A 15,656-nucleotide genomic window follows, 5' to 3' on the forward strand; every position below is an offset into this window, starting at 1 on the left:
TTTTTTTGCTGCATTCTGATACCCCCGTGTTGGGGTGTGGCTTTTGTGATGCCAGTTTTGGTGTCGTTTTTGTTAGGTCAGATTTTCTCTGATTGTGAATTCGCCTTCTTTGGGAGGGGTTTTTGTTTGGAGAGTTTGATCCTGGCTCAGGACGAACGCTGGCGGCGTGCTTAACACATGCAAGTCGAACGGTAAGGCCTTTCGGGGTACACGAGTGGCGAACGGGTGAGTAACACGTGGGTGATCTGCCCTGCACTTTGGGATAAGCCTGGGAAACTGGGTCTAATACCGAATACACCCTTCTGGCTGCATGGTCTGGGAGGGGAAAGCTTTTGCGGTGTGGGATGGGCCCGCGGCCTATCAGCTTGTTGGTGGGGTGATGGCCTACCAAGGCGACGACGGGTAGCCGGCCTGAGAGGGTGACCGGCCACACTGGGACTGAGATACGGCCCAGACTCCTACGGGAGGCAGCAGTGGGGAATATTGCACAATGGGCGCAAGCCTGATGCAGCGACGCCGCGTGAGGGATGACGGCCTTCGGGTTGTAAACCTCTTTCAATAGGGACGAAGCGCAAGTGACGGTACCTATAGAAGAAGGACCGGCCAACTACGTGCCAGCAGCCGCGGTAATACGTAGGGTCCGAGCGTTGTCCGGAATTACTGGGCGTAAAGAGCTCGTAGGTGGTTTGTCGCGTTGTTCGTGAAAACCAGAGGCTTAACCTCTGGCGTGCGGGCGATACGGGCAGACTGGAGTACTGCAGGGGAGACTGGAATTCCTGGTGTAGCGGTGGAATGCGCAGATATCAGGAGGAACACCGGTGGCGAAGGCGGGTCTCTGGGCAGTAACTGACGCTGAGGAGCGAAAGCGTGGGGAGCGAACAGGATTAGATACCCTGGTAGTCCACGCCGTAAACGGTGGGTACTAGGTGTGGGTTTCCTTCCTTGGGATCCGTGCCGTAGCTAACGCATTAAGTACCCCGCCTGGGGAGTACGGCCGCAAGGCTAAAACTCAAAGGAATTGACGGGGGCCCGCACAAGCGGCGGAGCATGTGGATTAATTCGATGCAACGCGAAGAACCTTACCTGGGTTTGACATGCACAGGACGTCGGCAGAGATGTCGGTTCCCTTGTGGCCTGTGTGCAGGTGGTGCATGGCTGTCGTCAGCTCGTGTCGTGAGATGTTGGGTTAAGTCCCGCAACGAGCGCAACCCTTGTCTCATGTTGCCAGCACGTTATGGTGGGGACTCGTGAGAGACTGCCGGGGTCAACTCGGAGGAAGGTGGGGATGACGTCAAGTCATCATGCCCCTTATGTCCAGGGCTTCACACATGCTACAATGGCCGGTACAAAGGGCTGCGATGCCGTGAGGTGGAGCGAATCCTTTCAAAGCCGGTCTCAGTTCGGATCGGGGTCTGCAACTCGACCCCGTGAAGTCGGAGTCGCTAGTAATCGCAGATCAGCAACGCTGCGGTGAATACGTTCCCGGGCCTTGTACACACCGCCCGTCACGTCATGAAAGTCGGTAACACCCGAAGCCGGTGGCCTAACCCCTTGTGGGAGGGAGCCGTCGAAGGTGGGATCGGCGATTGGGACGAAGTCGTAACAAGGTAGCCGTACCGGAAGGTGCGGCTGGATCACCTCCTTTCTAAGGAGCACCACGAGTATCAGGCCCGCCCACATCGTGTGGGGGTTCGGTGTTCTGGTCGATTCGTTGGATGGCCTTTTGCCTGTAGTGGGTGGGGGTCTGGTGCATGACAAGCAAAGTAGCCGGAGACGGGGAGTTCCCTGTGGGGGCTTTTCTGGTGCTGCCAAACACACTGTTGGGCTTTGAGACAACAAGCCTGTGCCTCGGTTTGCGGGGTGGCCTCGCGGTGGTGGGGTCGGCGTGTTGTTGCCTCACTTTGGTGGTGGGGTGTGGTGTTTGATTTGTGGATAGTGGTTGCGAGCATCTAGCACGCATGCGAGCGTTCCTGGCCGGGGTCTTTGGACTGTGGTGGGGGGTTTGTGTGGGTGTTGATGTGCAATTTCTTTTGATATTGGTTTTGTGTTTGTAAGTGTTTAAGGGCGCATGGTGGATGCCTTGGCACTGGGAGCCGATGAAGGACGTAGGAGGCTGCGATAAGCCTCGGGGAGCTGCCAACCGAGCGTTGATCCGAGGATGTCCGAATGGGGAAACCCGGCACGAGTGATGTCGTGTCACCCAACGCTGAATGTATAGGCGTTGGGGGGGAACGCGGGGAAGTGAAACATCTCAGTACCCGTAGGAAGAGAAAACAAAAGTGATTCCGTTAGTAGTGGCGAGCGAACGCGGAGGATGGCTAAACCGTGCTCATGTGATACCCGGCAGGGGTTGTGGGTGCGGTGTTGTGGGGTGTGTCTTCTCAGATCTGCCGGTCTGGGCGTCAGTGAGAAAAGAATGTGTTAGTCGAAGTGGTCTGGGATGGCCTGCCGTAGTGGGTGAGAGCCCCGTAGACGAAAACGTGTTCTCTGTCGTGACATGTCCCCGAGTAGCAGCGGGCCCGTGAAATCTGCTGTGAATCTGCCGGGACCATCCGGTAAGCCTGAATACTTCCCAGTGACCGATAGCGGATTAGTACCGTGAGGGAATGGTGAAAAGTACCCCGGGAGGGGAGTGAAATAGTACCTGAAACCGTGTGCCTACAATCCGTCAGAGCCCTCGCTTGCGTGGGGTGATGGCGTGCCTTTTGAAGAATGAGCCTGCGAGTCAGGGACATGTCGCGAGGTTAACCCGGGTGGGGTAGCCGTAGCGAAAGCGAGTCTGAATAGGGCGTATCCACACAGGAGTGTGTGGTGTAGTGGTGTGTTCTGGACCCGAAGCGGAGTGATCTACCCATGGCCAGGGTGAAGCGCGGGTAAGACCGCGTGGAGGCCCGAACCCACTTAGGTTGAAGACTGAGGGGATGAGTTGTGGGTAGGGGTGAAAGGCCAATCAAACTCCGTGATAGCTGGTTCTCCCCGAAATGCATTTAGGTGCAGCGTTGCGTGTTTCTTACTGGAGGTAGAGCTACTGGATGGCCGATGGGCCCCACAGGGTTACTGACGTCAGCCAAACTCCGAATGCCGGTAAGTCTAAGAGCGCAGCAGTGAGACGGCGGGGGATAAGCTCCGTTCGTCGAGAGGGAAACAGCCCAGATCGCCGGCTAAGGCCCCTAAGCGTGTGCTAAGTGGAAAAGGATGTGCAGTCGCAGAGACAACCAGGAGGTTGGCTTAGAAGCAGCCACCCTTGAAAGAGTGCGTAATAGCTCACTGGTCAAGTGATTGTGCGCCGATAATGTAGCGGGGCTCAAGCACACCGCCGAAGCCGCGGCAACGACCTTGTGTCGTTGGGTAGGGGAGCGTCCTGCATCCAGTGAAGCCGCCGAGTGATCGAGTGGTGGAGGGTGTGGGAGTGAGAATGCAGGCATGAGTAGCGATAAGGCAAGTGAGAACCTTGCCCGCCGAAAGACCAAGGGTTCCTGGGGCAGGCCAGTCCGCCCAGGGTGAGTCGGGACCTAAGGCGAGGCCGACAGGCGTAGTCGATGGACAACGGGTTGATATTCCCGTACCCGTGTGTGGGCGTCCCTGATGAATCTATTCTGCTAACCGCCCAAATGGTCGGTGAGTGTTCCCTTCGGGGGCCACCGCTGGCTGGCTGCGCGGGACCCGGGTGGGTAGTAGTCAAGCGATGGGGTGACGCAGGTAGGTAGCCGTACCAGTCAGTGGTAATACTGGGGTAAACCTGTAGGACGAGATATAGGCAAATCCGTATCTCATATGTCTGAGAGGTGATGCATAGCCGAGTGAGGCGAATTCGGTGATCCTCTGCTGCCAAGAAAAGCCTCTAGCGAGCACACACATGGCCCGTACCCCAAACCAACACAGGTGGTCAGGTAGAGAATACCAAGGCGTACGAGTGAACTATGGTTAAGGAACTCGGCAAAATACCCCCGTAACTTCGGGAGAAGGGGGACCTCCTACTGTCATCACCCTTGCGGTGGGCAGCGGTGGGGGGTGGCACAAACCAGTGAGAAGCGACTGTTTACTAAAAACACAGGTCCGTGCGAAGTCGCAAGACGATGTATACGGACTGACGCCTGCCCGGTGCTGGAAGGTTAAGAGGACCCGTTAACCCTTGGGTGAAGCGGAGAATTTAAGCCCCAGTAAACGGCGGTGGTAACTATAACCATCCTAAGGTAGCGAAATTCCTTGTCGGGTAAGTTCCGACCTGCACGAATGGCGTAACGACTTCTCAACTGTCTCAACCATAGACTCGGCGAAATTGCACTACGAGTAAAGATGCTCGTTACGCGCGGCAGGACGAAAAGACCCCGGGACCTTCACTATAGCTTGGTATTGGCGTTCGGTTCGGTTTGTGTAGGATAGGTGGGAGACTGTGAAACTCACACGCCAGTGTGGGTGGAGTCGTTGTTGAAATACCACTCTGATCGTATTGGACTTCTAACCTCGGACCGTATATCCGGTCCAGGGACAGTGCCTGGTGGGTAGTTTAACTGGGGCGGTTGCCTCCTAAAATGTAACGGAGGCGCCCAAAGGTTCCCTCAACCTGGACGGCAATCAGGTGTTGAGTGCAAGTGCACAAGGGAGCTTGACTGCGAGACGTACATGTCGAGCAGGGACGAAAGTCGGGACTAGTGATCCGGCACCCCCGAGTGGAAGGGGTGTCGCTCAACGGATAAAAGGTACCCCGGGGATAACAGGCTGATCTTCCCCAAGAGTCCATATCGACGGGATGGTTTGGCACCTCGATGTCGGCTCGTCGCATCCTGGGGCTGGAGCAGGTCCCAAGGGTTGGGCTGTTCGCCCATTAAAGCGGCACGCGAGCTGGGTTTAGAACGTCGTGAGACAGTTCGGTCTCTATCCGCCGCGCGCGTCAGAAGCTTGAGGAAACCTGTCCCTAGTACGAGAGGACCGGGACGGACGAACCTCTGGTACACCAGTTGTCCCACCAGGGGCACCGCTGGATAGCCACGTTCGGACAGGATAACCGCTGAAAGCATCTAAGCGGGAAACCTTCTCCAAGACCAGGCTTCTCACCCTTTTAGAGGGATAAGGCCCCCCGCAGACCACGGGATCGATAGACCAGACCTACACGCACCGCAAGGTGTTCAGGGAACTGGCACTAACCGGCCGAAAACTTACAACAACCAATCAACACCAACGGTTGAAAGAGACGCACACGCCCGCAACCACACCACAACCACACCCCACCACCAAAACACAGATTCACACTCACAAACGAGTGAATAAAGTTACGGCGGCCATAGCGGCAGGGAAACGCCCGGTCCCATCCCGAACCCGGAAGCTAAGCCTACCAGCGCCGATGATACTACCCAACAGGGTGGAAAAGTAGGACACCGCCGAACACAAATTGATGGAACGCCCCCCGAGCAATCGGGGGGCGTTCCTCTTTTGTCTCGCTTTTATCTTGTTCTCTCTTTCTATTTGGTGCCCGCTATCCGAATTGCACATTGCGCATTCCGAATTCGAAGTCCGAATTGTGGCCCTCTCGCCGCTGGCCGTATCATTTACGGGTGGTCGATGACAGGCAAGGCAAATCCGGCGGGCGTCCGCCGCGGCGTCCCGCAGGGGCCGGCGGCGGGAACCGTGATCGCCGCGGTGCCAACCCGCCGCATCGATCGGGCCCCGGCCGAGCCCGACCGGCGCAGCCGCAACCCGCCGGTGACGGTGACGCCACACACGCAAGGCCAAGCGGTCCGGCCATCCCGCCGACCATCGAGGCCAAGCAGCTCTCGCCCGAAATCCGTGGTGAGCTATCGACTTTGGACCGCACTACCGCTGACATGGTGGCCCGCCACCTGGTGGCTGCCGGTGAGCTGCTCGACGAGGATCCGCAGGCGGCTCTCGAACACGCTCAGGCCGCCCGGGCCCGTTCGGGGCGCATCGCCGCGGTGCGCGAGGCCGTTGGTATCGCGGCCTACCAGTGCGGTGACTGGGCGCAGGCCCTTTCCGAATTTCGGGCGGCCCGCCGAATGGGCAGTAAATCTCAGCTCCTGCCGCTGATCGCCGATTGCGAACGCGGTGTCGGGCGCCCCGAGCGTGCCGTCGAACTTGCCCGCAGCCCGGAGGCTGCCCAGCTCACCGGTGACGACGCCGACGAGATGCGGATCGTCGCCGCCGGTGCGCGCGCCGATTTGGGCCAGCTGGAACAAGCCCTCGCCGTGCTGTCCAGCCCCCAGCCGGATCCCAGCCGCACTGGCTCCACCGCCGCCCGGCTGTTCTACGCCTATGCCGACACATTGCTCGCTCTTGGCCGCAGCGATGACGCGCTTCAGTGGTTCCTCCACGCTGCCGCGGCCGACATCGACGGCGTCACCGATGCCGAAGACCGGGTCGGCGAGCTGGCCTGACGTGACCACCCTTGCGCAGCAACATGATTGCCTGCTGCTCGATCTCGACGGCACGGTGTTTCGGGGCCAGGAGCCGACTGCGGGGGCCGTCGGTGCACTGGAGTCCGCCGCAGCGCCCCGAAAGCTGTTCGTCACCAACAATGCGTCCCGGGCCGCCGAGGAGGTCGCCGAGCATCTTCGTGAACTCGGCTTCAGCGCCGATGCGGCGGATGTGGTGACCAGCGCGCAGAGCGCGGCGGGTCTGCTCGCGCACCAGTTGCCGGCGGGCGCCAAGGTCCTGATCGTCGGCACCGATGCGCTTGCCGACGAGATCTCGGCCGTCGGACTGGAGCCGGTGCGGACGTTCGACGACGATCCCGTCGCCGTCGTGCAGGGGCACTCGACCGCCACCGGATGGCCGGATCTGGCCGAGGCCGCGCTGGCCATCCGGGCCGGTGCTGTGTGGGTGGCGGCCAATGTCGACCGCACACTGCCCACCGAGCGAGGTCTGTTGCCCGGCAACGGGTCGATGGTTGCCGCCCTGCGCACCGCCACCGATGCCGAACCGCAGGTGGCCGGGAAACCAGCACCCGCCCTGATGCGGGATGCTTTGGCGCGGGGCACGTTTCGTTCGCCGCTGGTGATCGGCGACCGCCTGGACACCGACATCGCCGGTGCCAGCGCGGCCGAGCTGCCCAGTCTGATGGTGCTGTGCGGGGTCAGCACCGCCGCGGAGGCGGTCCACGCCGCGCCGCGCGAACGGCCCACCTACATCGGCGCCGATCTTCGCGATCTGCACACCCCGTCGGACGATCTCGCCGTGGCCGAACACCCGGCCTGGCGGGTCGAGGTATCCGAGGACACCGTCACGATCACGGCCACCGGCGCAGACCCCGGACCCGACGGACTCTCGATCGTGCGTGCCGCCGCGCACGCCGTGTGGTCGCTGAGCCGCGGCGCCGCGGTTCGGGCAGGCGACCACACCGCCCGCGCCGCGCTGCAGCGTTGGTCGCTGCTCAGCACCGACGATCCTCGCTGACGGGAAGTCGAGTCGGCCAAAATGATGTCGTCGACATCGCCGGTGCTGGTCCATGCGCAGGACGGCGGATCGACTAGCGTGAACGGCGAGATGAACACCGATCCCGCACAGATCCGCGCCGCCGTCGATGCCGCGCTGGCCGATCTTCCCAGCGTCGACCCTGGCGACGTCGACGTCGACATCGACGCGGTGGGACGCCGGCTCGAAGAAGCGCACCAGATCTTGGTGGATGCGCTGGAATCGGTGGAGAAGGGCTGAGTTCCCCCATGACGCGGCGTGCCCGGGTTGATGCTGAGCTGGTCCGTCGTGGACTGGCCCGATCGCGCCAGCAGGCGGCCGAACTGATCGATGCGGGCCGAGTGAGCATCGACGGCATGCGGGCGGTCAAACCGGCCACGGCGGTGTCGATCACCGCCAACCTGACCGTCGAGGCCGGCGACGAGCGCACCTGGGTCTCCCGTGGTGCACACAAGCTGATTGGCGCCCTGGACACCTTCGGTGTCGACCCAGAGGGACGGCGCTGCCTGGACGCCGGAGCGTCGACCGGTGGTTTCACCGAGGTGCTGTTGGACCGCGGCGCTGCCGAGGTGGTGGCCGTCGACGTCGGCTACGGGCAGCTGGCCTGGTCGCTGCGCTCGGATCCCCGGGTGACGGTCATCGAACGGACCAACGTCCGAGACCTCCGCCCGGACGCTATCGGCGGACCCGTCGGCCTCGTGGTCGCCGACTTGTCGTTCATCTCGCTGGCCACCGTGTTGTCCGCGCTGACCGCCTGCGCGACAACCGACGCCGATATCGTTCCCATGGTGAAACCACAGTTCGAAGTCGGCCGCGAGCAGGTCGGCTCCGGCGGTGTGGTGTCCGATCCGGACCTGCGGGCCAGCGCGGTACTGGGCGTGGCCGCCCGCGCCGAAACCCTAGGGTGGCAGACCGTCGGAGTCACCGCGAGCCCGCTTCCCGGGCCGTCGGGCAATGTCGAATACTTTCTCCTGCTGCGCGCCGACACCGGACGCGGGCTGCACGGAGACGAACTGGACGCCGCGGTGCGCCGCGCCGTCGCGGAAGGACCGCAATGACTGGTGAGCGGGTGATCCTGCTCGTCGTACACACCGGCCGTGACGTGGCAACAGAGACCGCACGACGGGTCGAGAAAGTGTTGGGCGACAACGGCATCGGGCTACGTGTGCTCTCCGCCGAGGCCGTCGACCGCGGCGCCACGCGGCTGGACCCCGCCGACATCCGGTCTCGCGGCGTCGATGTCGAGGTCGTCGACGCCGAAGCCAACGCCGCCGTCGGGTGCGAACTGGTGCTGGTGCTCGGCGGTGACGGCACCTTCCTGCGCGCGGCCGAGCTGGCCCGCAACGCCGATATCCCGGTGCTGGGGATCAACCTCGGACGCATCGGCTTCCTGGCCGAGGCCGAAGCCGAGGCCCTCGACGCCGTCCTCGAACACGTCATCGCCCGCGACTACCGCATCGAGCATCGGATGACGTTGGACATCGCTGTGCGCGTCGACGGGCAGGTGGTCTCCCGCGGCTGGGCGCTCAACGAAGCAAGCCTGGAGAAGGGCGCCCGGCTCGGCGTGATCGGTGTGGTTCTGGAGATCGACGGCAGGCCGGTGTCGGCGTTCGGCTGCGACGGCGTGCTGGTGTCCAGCCCCACCGGGTCCACCGCCTACGCCTTTTCCGCAGGCGGCCCGGTGGTGTGGCCGGACCTGGAGGCCATCATCGTGGTGCCCAACAATGCCCACGCGTTGTTCGCCCGCCCGATGGTGACCAGCCCGCACGCCCTCATCGCTATCGAGATCGACGCCGACAGCCACGAGGCGCCGGTGTTCTGCGACGGACGACGGGAGATGCGGGTGCCCGCCGGTGGTCGCCTCGAGGTGACCAAGTGCACGACGCCGCTGAAGTGGGTGCGGCTGGACAGCGCACCGTTCACCGATCGCCTGGTCCGCAAGTTCCGCCTGCCGGTCACCGGCTGGCGAGGGCAGTGAGCCGGCGATGCTGGCTGAGATCCGGATCGAATCGCTGGGTGCGATCAAGGCGGCGACCGCCGAGTTCGACCGTGGGCTGACCGTCCTGACCGGAGAGACCGGCACCGGCAAGACCATGGTCGTGACCGGGCTGCATCTACTGGGCGGAGCGCGCGCCGACGCCACCCGGGTGCGCTCCGGCGCGAACCGCGCCGTGGCCGAAGGCCGGTTCGTCACCGCCGAACTCGACGCGGCCACGGCCGCCCGGATCGACGAGATACTGGACTCCTCGGGCGCCGAGCGCGACGACGACGGCAGCATCATCGCGCTGCGTACCGTCAGTCGCGACGGACCGTCGCGGGCCTACCTGGGCGGGCGCAGCGTGCCGGCGAAGTCGCTGAGCACGTTCACCGCAGAGCTGCTGACCCTGCATGGGCAGAACGACCAGCTGCGGCTGATGCGCCCGGAGGAACAGCGAGCCGCACTCGACCGCTTCGCCGGTGTCGACGCCAAGCTGGAGCGCTACAAAAAGGTCCGCGACCAATGGCTGCTGGCCCGCCGCGACCTTGTCGACCGCACGAACCGTGCCCGCGAGCTGGCCCAAGAAGCCGACCAGTTGAAGTTCGCGCTGGCCGAGATCGACGGCGTTGATCCCGCACCCGGGGAAGACCAGGCATTGGTGGCCGACATCCGCCGGCTCTCCGAGCTGGACGCGCTGCGTGAGGCGGTCGCCGGCGCCCGCAGCGCCCTGTCGGCCGCCGTCGACGACCTCTCCGGCGGTGAGCCGCAGTCGGCGACGGACACCCTCGGCCGGGCGGTGTCGCTGCTGGAATCCACGGACGATTCTGCGCTCGCCGCCCTGGCCCGCCAGCTCGCCGACGCGCTCACCGTCGTCGGTGACGTCGCTCGCGAACTCGGCGACTTCCTTGGCGACCTGCCCGAGGATGCCAGCGCGTTGGAAGCGAAGTTGGCTCGGCAGGGCGAGCTGCGCAGTCTCACTCGTAAGTACGCCGCCGATGTCGACGGGGTGCTCGCGTGGGCACGACAGTCCAGGGCGCGGCTGGAGCAGCTCGACGTCTCCGAGGATGCGCTGAGCGGGCTAGCCCGCCGCGTCGACGAGCTGGCCGCGCAGGTGGCCGCCGCCGCCCTGGAGTTGTCCAAGCTCAGGACGAAAGCGGCCAAGGGACTGGCCAAAGCGATTACCGCCGAACTCAACGGGTTGGCGATGGCGCAGGCGGACTTCGCGGTGCAGGTTTCGGCGATGCCGGCCCGCGACGACGACAGCGCCCCGCTGCGGCTGCCGTCCGGGGAGACGGTGCACGCCGGTGCCGACGGCATCGACCTGGTCGAGTTCGGGTTCACCGCGCATCGCGGCAGCGACGTGCTGCCGCTGAACAAGAGCGCGTCCGGCGGCGAGCTCTCGCGCGTCATGCTCGCCCTGGAGGTGGTGCTCGCTGCCTCGGCCGAGGGCACCACGATGGTGTTCGATGAGGTCGACGCCGGGGTGGGCGGCCGGGCCGCGGTGCAGATCGGCCGCCGGTTGGCCAGGCTGGCCCGCACCCATCAGGTCATCGTCGTCACCCACCTGCCGCAGGTGGCCGCCTACGCCGACAGCCATCTGGTCGTCGACAGCACGGGTACCGGCGCCAGCGAGGTGCGGCGGCTGGACAACGAACAACGGGTCGCCGAGCTGGCTCGCATGCTGGCCGGGCTGGGGGAGTCCGACACCGGCCGCGCCCATGCCCGCGAGCTGTTGGCGGCCGCGCAGGAGGACCGGGCGGGCTGAGAGCCCGGTCAGGTCCGGCGCAGGTAGGCCCCGATCAGCGGTGCGCTGGCCAGCACGATGAGCAGCCGCAACATCTGGGCCGCCGCGACGAAGCCGACGTCGCCGCCGGTCGCCGCGGACACGCCGAGTACCCCGTAGATGCCGCCGGGCGTGGTCGCCAGGTAGGCGTCCAATGGCGAGGCGTCGGTGGTGACGGTCAGCACCCAGCCCAGCCCGGCGCACGCCAACAGGGTCACCACGACCGTCAGCAGCGCCGTCGGCAGCATCCGGCCGATGGCCCGCACGCTCGCCGCGGTGAACTTCAGGCCCACCTGCACCCCGATCACCAGGTAACCCAGTGCCTCGATGGCCGGTGGCACCGCGGCGTGCTCCAAGAACGGCAGCAGTTTCATCAGCGCCGCCACCAGCAAAGGGCCGAGGATCGCCGCCGCCGGCAGCCGCAACCGCCGGCCCGCCAGCAGGCCGCCGACGACGGCGCTGACCGCGAACGGCACGTCGACCCACCAGTTCGTGCCGGTGCCCGCCAGTGCGACACCGTCGGAGCGCACCCCGAACACCAACGTGACGACGAGTGGCATCGTGACCAGCACGACGAGCAGCCGCAGGTACTGCAGCACCGCGACGACGCGCGCGTCGGCGCCCAGGTCGTCGGCCATCGCGGTCAGGCCCGCGGCGCCGCCAGCCACCGAGGCGAACGTTGCCGTCACCGGGGTGGCCCCACGACGGATCAGCAAACGCCCCACCAGCACGCTGACGATCAGTGAGAAGCACGAGACGCCGACGACGACCAGCCACCGGGGTCCGAGGGTGCCCAGGCCACGCCAGTCCATAGACGCGCCCACGATGACACCGATCACCGCCTGTCCCGCCTGAAACCAGGAGTCGGGCAGCCGCAGCGGAGCCTGCGGCCGCATCAGCGCGTAGACCAGCGCGCCGACCAGCCCACCGAACAGCAGTGGCGTGGGCAACCGTGCGACCGCGAACAGCGACGATACCGCCGCGACCATCACGATCAGCACAAGCCAGCGGCGCATGGCGCACAACGGTAAGGCCCGAACGACCGCGCCGCACGCCGAGACTCCGCCTGATCTGTCCCTCTGTCCCGAATGATGTAACAAGGGTGAGAACCTTCCGCCCGATACCGTAAAAAGCCAGTTACAGAGGGCTTTTCAGGCTCACGGTCTTCCTAGGCTGACGGCCATGGCACCACACACGCAGCCGCCGGCGACGGCCCAGCCCGACCGCACAGGCGTCACGCTGATCCGGGGTGCCTGGGTGCTGGCGCCGGAGCCGATCCGCGACGGGGCCGTGGCGATCGTCGGTGACCGCATCGGCGCACTGGGCCGCTACACCGATCTGGCCGCCGCATACCCCGACGCCGCGCAGCACGGCTCGGCCTACGACATCGTCGGCCCCGGCTTCGTCAACACCCACGGCCATTTCTCCGAAGGCCTGATCACCGGCATCGCCAGCGACTTCACGCTGTGGGAGTGGCTGCACGCCCTGATCGAGCCGGTGGACCCGCACCTGGACCGCCGCACGGCGTACCTAGGCACGATGGTCGCCGGTATTCAGATGCTGCGCAGCGGCGTCACCACCGCCAACGACATGTTCGTCTGCGCGCCCAACGGCAACCCGGCGTCCCCGGGCGTGGTCGACGCCCTCGACGAACTCGGGCTGCGCGGCGTGGTGTCATTCGGCGCCGGAGACCTGGCGGGTGCGTCGATCGCTGCGCAATTCGACGAGCACGAGGCGCTGCGAGAGGCCGCCGCGGCGAGCCGGCTGTGCACCTTCCGGGTCGGCATCGGCGCGCTCGGCGGGCAGTCCGACGAGATGTTCGCCCGCTCAATCGATTACGCCGTCGGCGGCGGCCACGGCGTGCACATCCACGTCCAGGAGGTCCGCGAGGAGGTCACCGCCACGTTCGCCCGTACCGGGCGCACCGTCGTCGCGCACTGCGCCCATGAGGGGCTTTTCGCTGCGCCCACATTGGCGGCGCACTGCGTCTGGGTGGACCGCAACGACCGCCGCATCCTGGCCGAACACCGCGTCGGGGTGGCCCACAACCCGGTCTCGAACATGATCCTGGCCAGCGGGGTCGCGCCGGTGGCCGAGATGCGCGAGCTGGGCATCGACGTCGGCATCGGGGTCGACGGCCCCGCCTCCAACGATTCGCAGGACTTCCTGCAGGCGATGAAGTCGGCGGCGCTGCTGGCGCGCGTGCACCACCGGCAGGCCACCGCGATGAGCGCCCACGAGGCGTGGGAGATGGGGACCATCGGCGGGGCTCGAGCGCTGCGGATGGACGACGAGATCGGCTCGCTGGAGGTGGGGAAGAAGGCCGACATAGTGGTCCTCGACGGGCTCGGCCCCACACTGGCCAACGTCCACGACCCTTATCAGGCGGTGGTGTTCGTGGCGGGTAGCCGGGAGGTCAGCGAGGTCTGGGTGGACGGCGTTCCCAGCGTGCTCGGCGGGGACGTGGTGCGGGTCGAGCCCGCCGAGATCGCCGCGCTGTCCCGGCCGGCGGCGGCCGATCTGGTCGCCCGGGCTGGGCTCGGGCACCTCTCGGTACTGGCGGAGGCCTGATGGACGTCACACCCGGTGTCGAGGAGGTGCACCAGCGGCTGCTGGACCGCATCCTGACCGGCTACTACCCGGTGGGTTCGCGGTTGCCGTCCTGCCGCGCGCTGGCCGCCGAGTTCGGGTCCAACTCCTCGACCGTCGACCGCGCCATCGGCCGGCTAGCCAACGGCGGACGGGTGCGGACCATCCCGCGGCGCGGCAACTTCGTGCAGGAGGTGCAGGAGGCGACCGTCGACGCGCGCAGTGCGGTGGCCGCTCAACTCGACGAGGTGCTGCTGCGAGCGCGCCGGCTCGGCTTCTCCGGCGCAGACCTGACCACGATGGTCCGGGTGGCGCTCGAGCGGGTCGACGCGATGCGCCGCATCGCCGTCGTCGAGTGCAATCCGCGCGATCTGCGCCAGGTGCAGGAACTCGTGCAGCGCGCGATCGACGTCGAGGTGCAGCCGGTGCTGCTCTCCGAGGCTGCCGGCCGGCTGCTGGACCTGGAGTTCGACGCCGTCGCGGTGCCGATCTTCCATCTCAACGACGTGGCCGGGCTGGTCCGCGATATCGACCAGGTGATCGACCTCAACCTGGTCGCCTCGCCGGCGGCGCTGCGTCAGCTGATCGCGGTGCGCAACGAGGAGCGCCTGGTTGTGGCGGCCCCCAGCGCCCGCGGCGTGCAGTGGATGACCGCTCTTGTCGGACAGTACTTTCCGGGCGAGATCGGCGGTGTGGAGATCGGCAAGGACGACGTCGCCCTGCTCGACGGGGCGCCGGTGCTCGTGGTCAATAACGCCGCTCAACTGCCGCCGGACATCGGCGAGCGGGTCGGCAGGCTGATCGCCATCGAGTGGGAACTCGACGGGCGGTTCACCACCGCGCTGCGCGCCCGCGTCGAGAACGCGATCCGCGAGCGCGCCGCCGTCGGGCGGTCCGCGTCGTGAAGCTGACCATCGGGCTGTCGCCGTCGGCGCGCACCCGTTCGCTGGCCGACGGCCGCGTCGGGGTCGACGGTGTCGAACCGGAGATCACCGTCATGGAGGTGCAGGCGCTGTTCAACCTGCAGCTGACGGCGCACCCGTTCGACGTGTGCGAGTTCCCGATCGTCACCTACCTGCGAGGCCTGGAACGGTCCGGGCAGTACCTGGCGGTGCCGGTGTTCCCGTCCCGGCACTTCCGGCTGTCGTGCATATTTCTGGGCGCGGACAGCACCGCCGAGGCGCCGGCCGATCTCGCCGGCGCCCGCATCGGGGTCTCGGTGTTCGACATGGCCGCCGCGGTGTGGCTGCGCGGCATCCTGCACGACCACCATGGCCTGGACCGGTTCGCCCCGACCTATGTCATCGGCGGTCTGGAGCAGGCCCGCATCGGGGACGAACATCCCCAGTTCTACCCGCCGGGATTCAGCTTCGAGCACCGCAGCGACGCCGGGCTCGCGCAGCTGCTCGCCAAAGGCGAGATCGATGCGCTGGTGACCGCCCGGGCCCCGTCGACCTGGCCCGGTGACGGGGTGCGCCGGTTGTTCGACCAACCCCGGTCCGCCGAGTTGGACTACTTCCGGCAGACCGGCATCTTCCCGGCCATGCATGTGCTGGCGGTCAAACGCGAAATCGCCGAACGCAATCCCGGCCTGCCGGTCGCGCTGTACCGCGCCTTCGACGCCGCGCAGAAGACGGCCCGCGACGACCTGTTCGACTCCGCTGCGCTCGACACCGTATTGCCTTGGCAGCTCGAAGAACTCCTCGAGACGGAGCGGGCCCTGGGGGCGGGTTATTGGGCCGCGGGGCTGTCGGCCAACCGCCGGATGCTGGAGCGGATCATCGACTACACGCTGGCGGACGGCCTGATCGCGACGGCTTTCGCCCCTGAGGACCTCTTCGCCGGCCCCGGGCAGGCCGACATCCTCACCACCTGATCCAC

The 15,656-nt window shown here is 65.7% G+C and carries 10 protein-coding genes and 3 rRNA genes; 12 read left to right on the plus strand and 1 reads right to left on the minus strand.

The genetic code is table 11. The features are described from left to right. Window positions 1-123 precede the first annotated feature (123 nt). From ACXDF8_RS06220 to recN, 9 genes are all read left to right on the plus strand, one after another. A 16S ribosomal RNA gene (locus tag ACXDF8_RS06220) occupies window positions 124-1,645 on the plus strand. A gap of 403 nt (window positions 1,646-2,048) precedes the next feature. Continuing rightward, a 23S ribosomal RNA gene (locus ACXDF8_RS06225) occupies window positions 2,049-5,164 on the plus strand. Window positions 5,165-5,271: 107 nt separating this feature from the next. After that, window positions 5,272-5,384, plus strand: a 5S ribosomal RNA gene (gene rrf / locus ACXDF8_RS06230). The 16S, 23S and 5S rRNA genes sit together here, the layout of an rRNA operon. Before the next feature lie 168 nt (window positions 5,385-5,552). Next, a complete protein-coding gene (locus ACXDF8_RS06235) occupies window positions 5,553-6,389 on the plus strand; it encodes a tetratricopeptide repeat protein (RefSeq protein WP_457222387.1) in 837 nt (278 codons plus the stop codon). A 1-nt stretch (window position 6,390) separates the two neighbouring features. After that, the gene (locus ACXDF8_RS06240) at window positions 6,391-7,407 is read left to right on the plus strand and encodes an HAD-IIA family hydrolase (RefSeq protein ID WP_457222388.1); all 1,017 of its coding nucleotides are present in this window, start codon (window positions 6,391-6,393) and stop codon (window positions 7,405-7,407) included. Window positions 7,408-7,428: 21 nt separating this feature from the next. Further along, a complete protein-coding gene (locus ACXDF8_RS06245; protein WP_457222389.1) occupies window positions 7,429-7,665 on the plus strand; it encodes a hypothetical protein in 237 nt (78 codons plus the stop codon). 8 nt (window positions 7,666-7,673) lie between these two features. Beyond that, on the plus strand, window positions 7,674-8,483 hold the full coding sequence (locus tag ACXDF8_RS06250; protein WP_457222390.1) for a TlyA family RNA methyltransferase: 810 nt from the start codon (window positions 7,674-7,676) through the stop codon (window positions 8,481-8,483). Beyond that, complete coding sequence (locus ACXDF8_RS06255; RefSeq protein WP_457222391.1) at window positions 8,480-9,403, plus strand: NAD kinase; 924 nt, start codon at window positions 8,480-8,482, stop codon at window positions 9,401-9,403. Before ACXDF8_RS06250 ends, ACXDF8_RS06255 begins: the two co-directional genes overlap by 4 nt. Before the next feature lie 7 nt (window positions 9,404-9,410). After that, entirely contained in the window at window positions 9,411-11,168 is a 1,758-nt protein-coding gene (gene recN / locus ACXDF8_RS06260) for a DNA repair protein RecN (protein ID WP_457222392.1), read from the plus strand. Window positions 11,169-11,176: 8 nt separating this feature from the next. On the opposite strand, the gene ACXDF8_RS06265 is transcribed toward recN, so the two are convergent. Beyond that, entirely contained in the window at window positions 11,177-12,202 is a 1,026-nt protein-coding gene (locus ACXDF8_RS06265; RefSeq protein ID WP_457222393.1) for an AbrB family protein, read from the minus strand. Window positions 12,203-12,368: 166 nt separating this feature from the next. On the opposite strand from ACXDF8_RS06265, the gene ACXDF8_RS06270 reads away from it, so the two are divergent. Genes ACXDF8_RS06270 through ACXDF8_RS06280 form a run of 3 tightly spaced genes read left to right on the plus strand, consistent with a single transcriptional unit; the run spans window position 12,369 to window position 15,651 of the window. Beyond that, entirely contained in the window at window positions 12,369-13,757 is a 1,389-nt protein-coding gene (locus tag ACXDF8_RS06270) for an amidohydrolase family protein (protein ID WP_457222394.1), read from the plus strand. Continuing rightward, window positions 13,757-14,680: a GntR family transcriptional regulator gene (locus ACXDF8_RS06275; RefSeq protein WP_457222395.1), complete on the plus strand. Its 924-nt coding sequence runs from the start codon at window positions 13,757-13,759 to the stop codon at window positions 14,678-14,680. Before ACXDF8_RS06270 ends, ACXDF8_RS06275 begins: the two co-directional genes overlap by 1 nt. Next, the gene (locus tag ACXDF8_RS06280; RefSeq protein WP_457222396.1) at window positions 14,677-15,651 is read left to right on the plus strand and encodes a substrate-binding domain-containing protein; all 975 of its coding nucleotides are present in this window, start codon (window positions 14,677-14,679) and stop codon (window positions 15,649-15,651) included. The genes ACXDF8_RS06275 and ACXDF8_RS06280 overlap by 4 nt, the downstream gene beginning before the upstream one ends. Window positions 15,652-15,656: the final 5 nt, after the last annotated feature.

The organism is Mycolicibacterium sp. CBM1 (assembly GCF_054073305.1).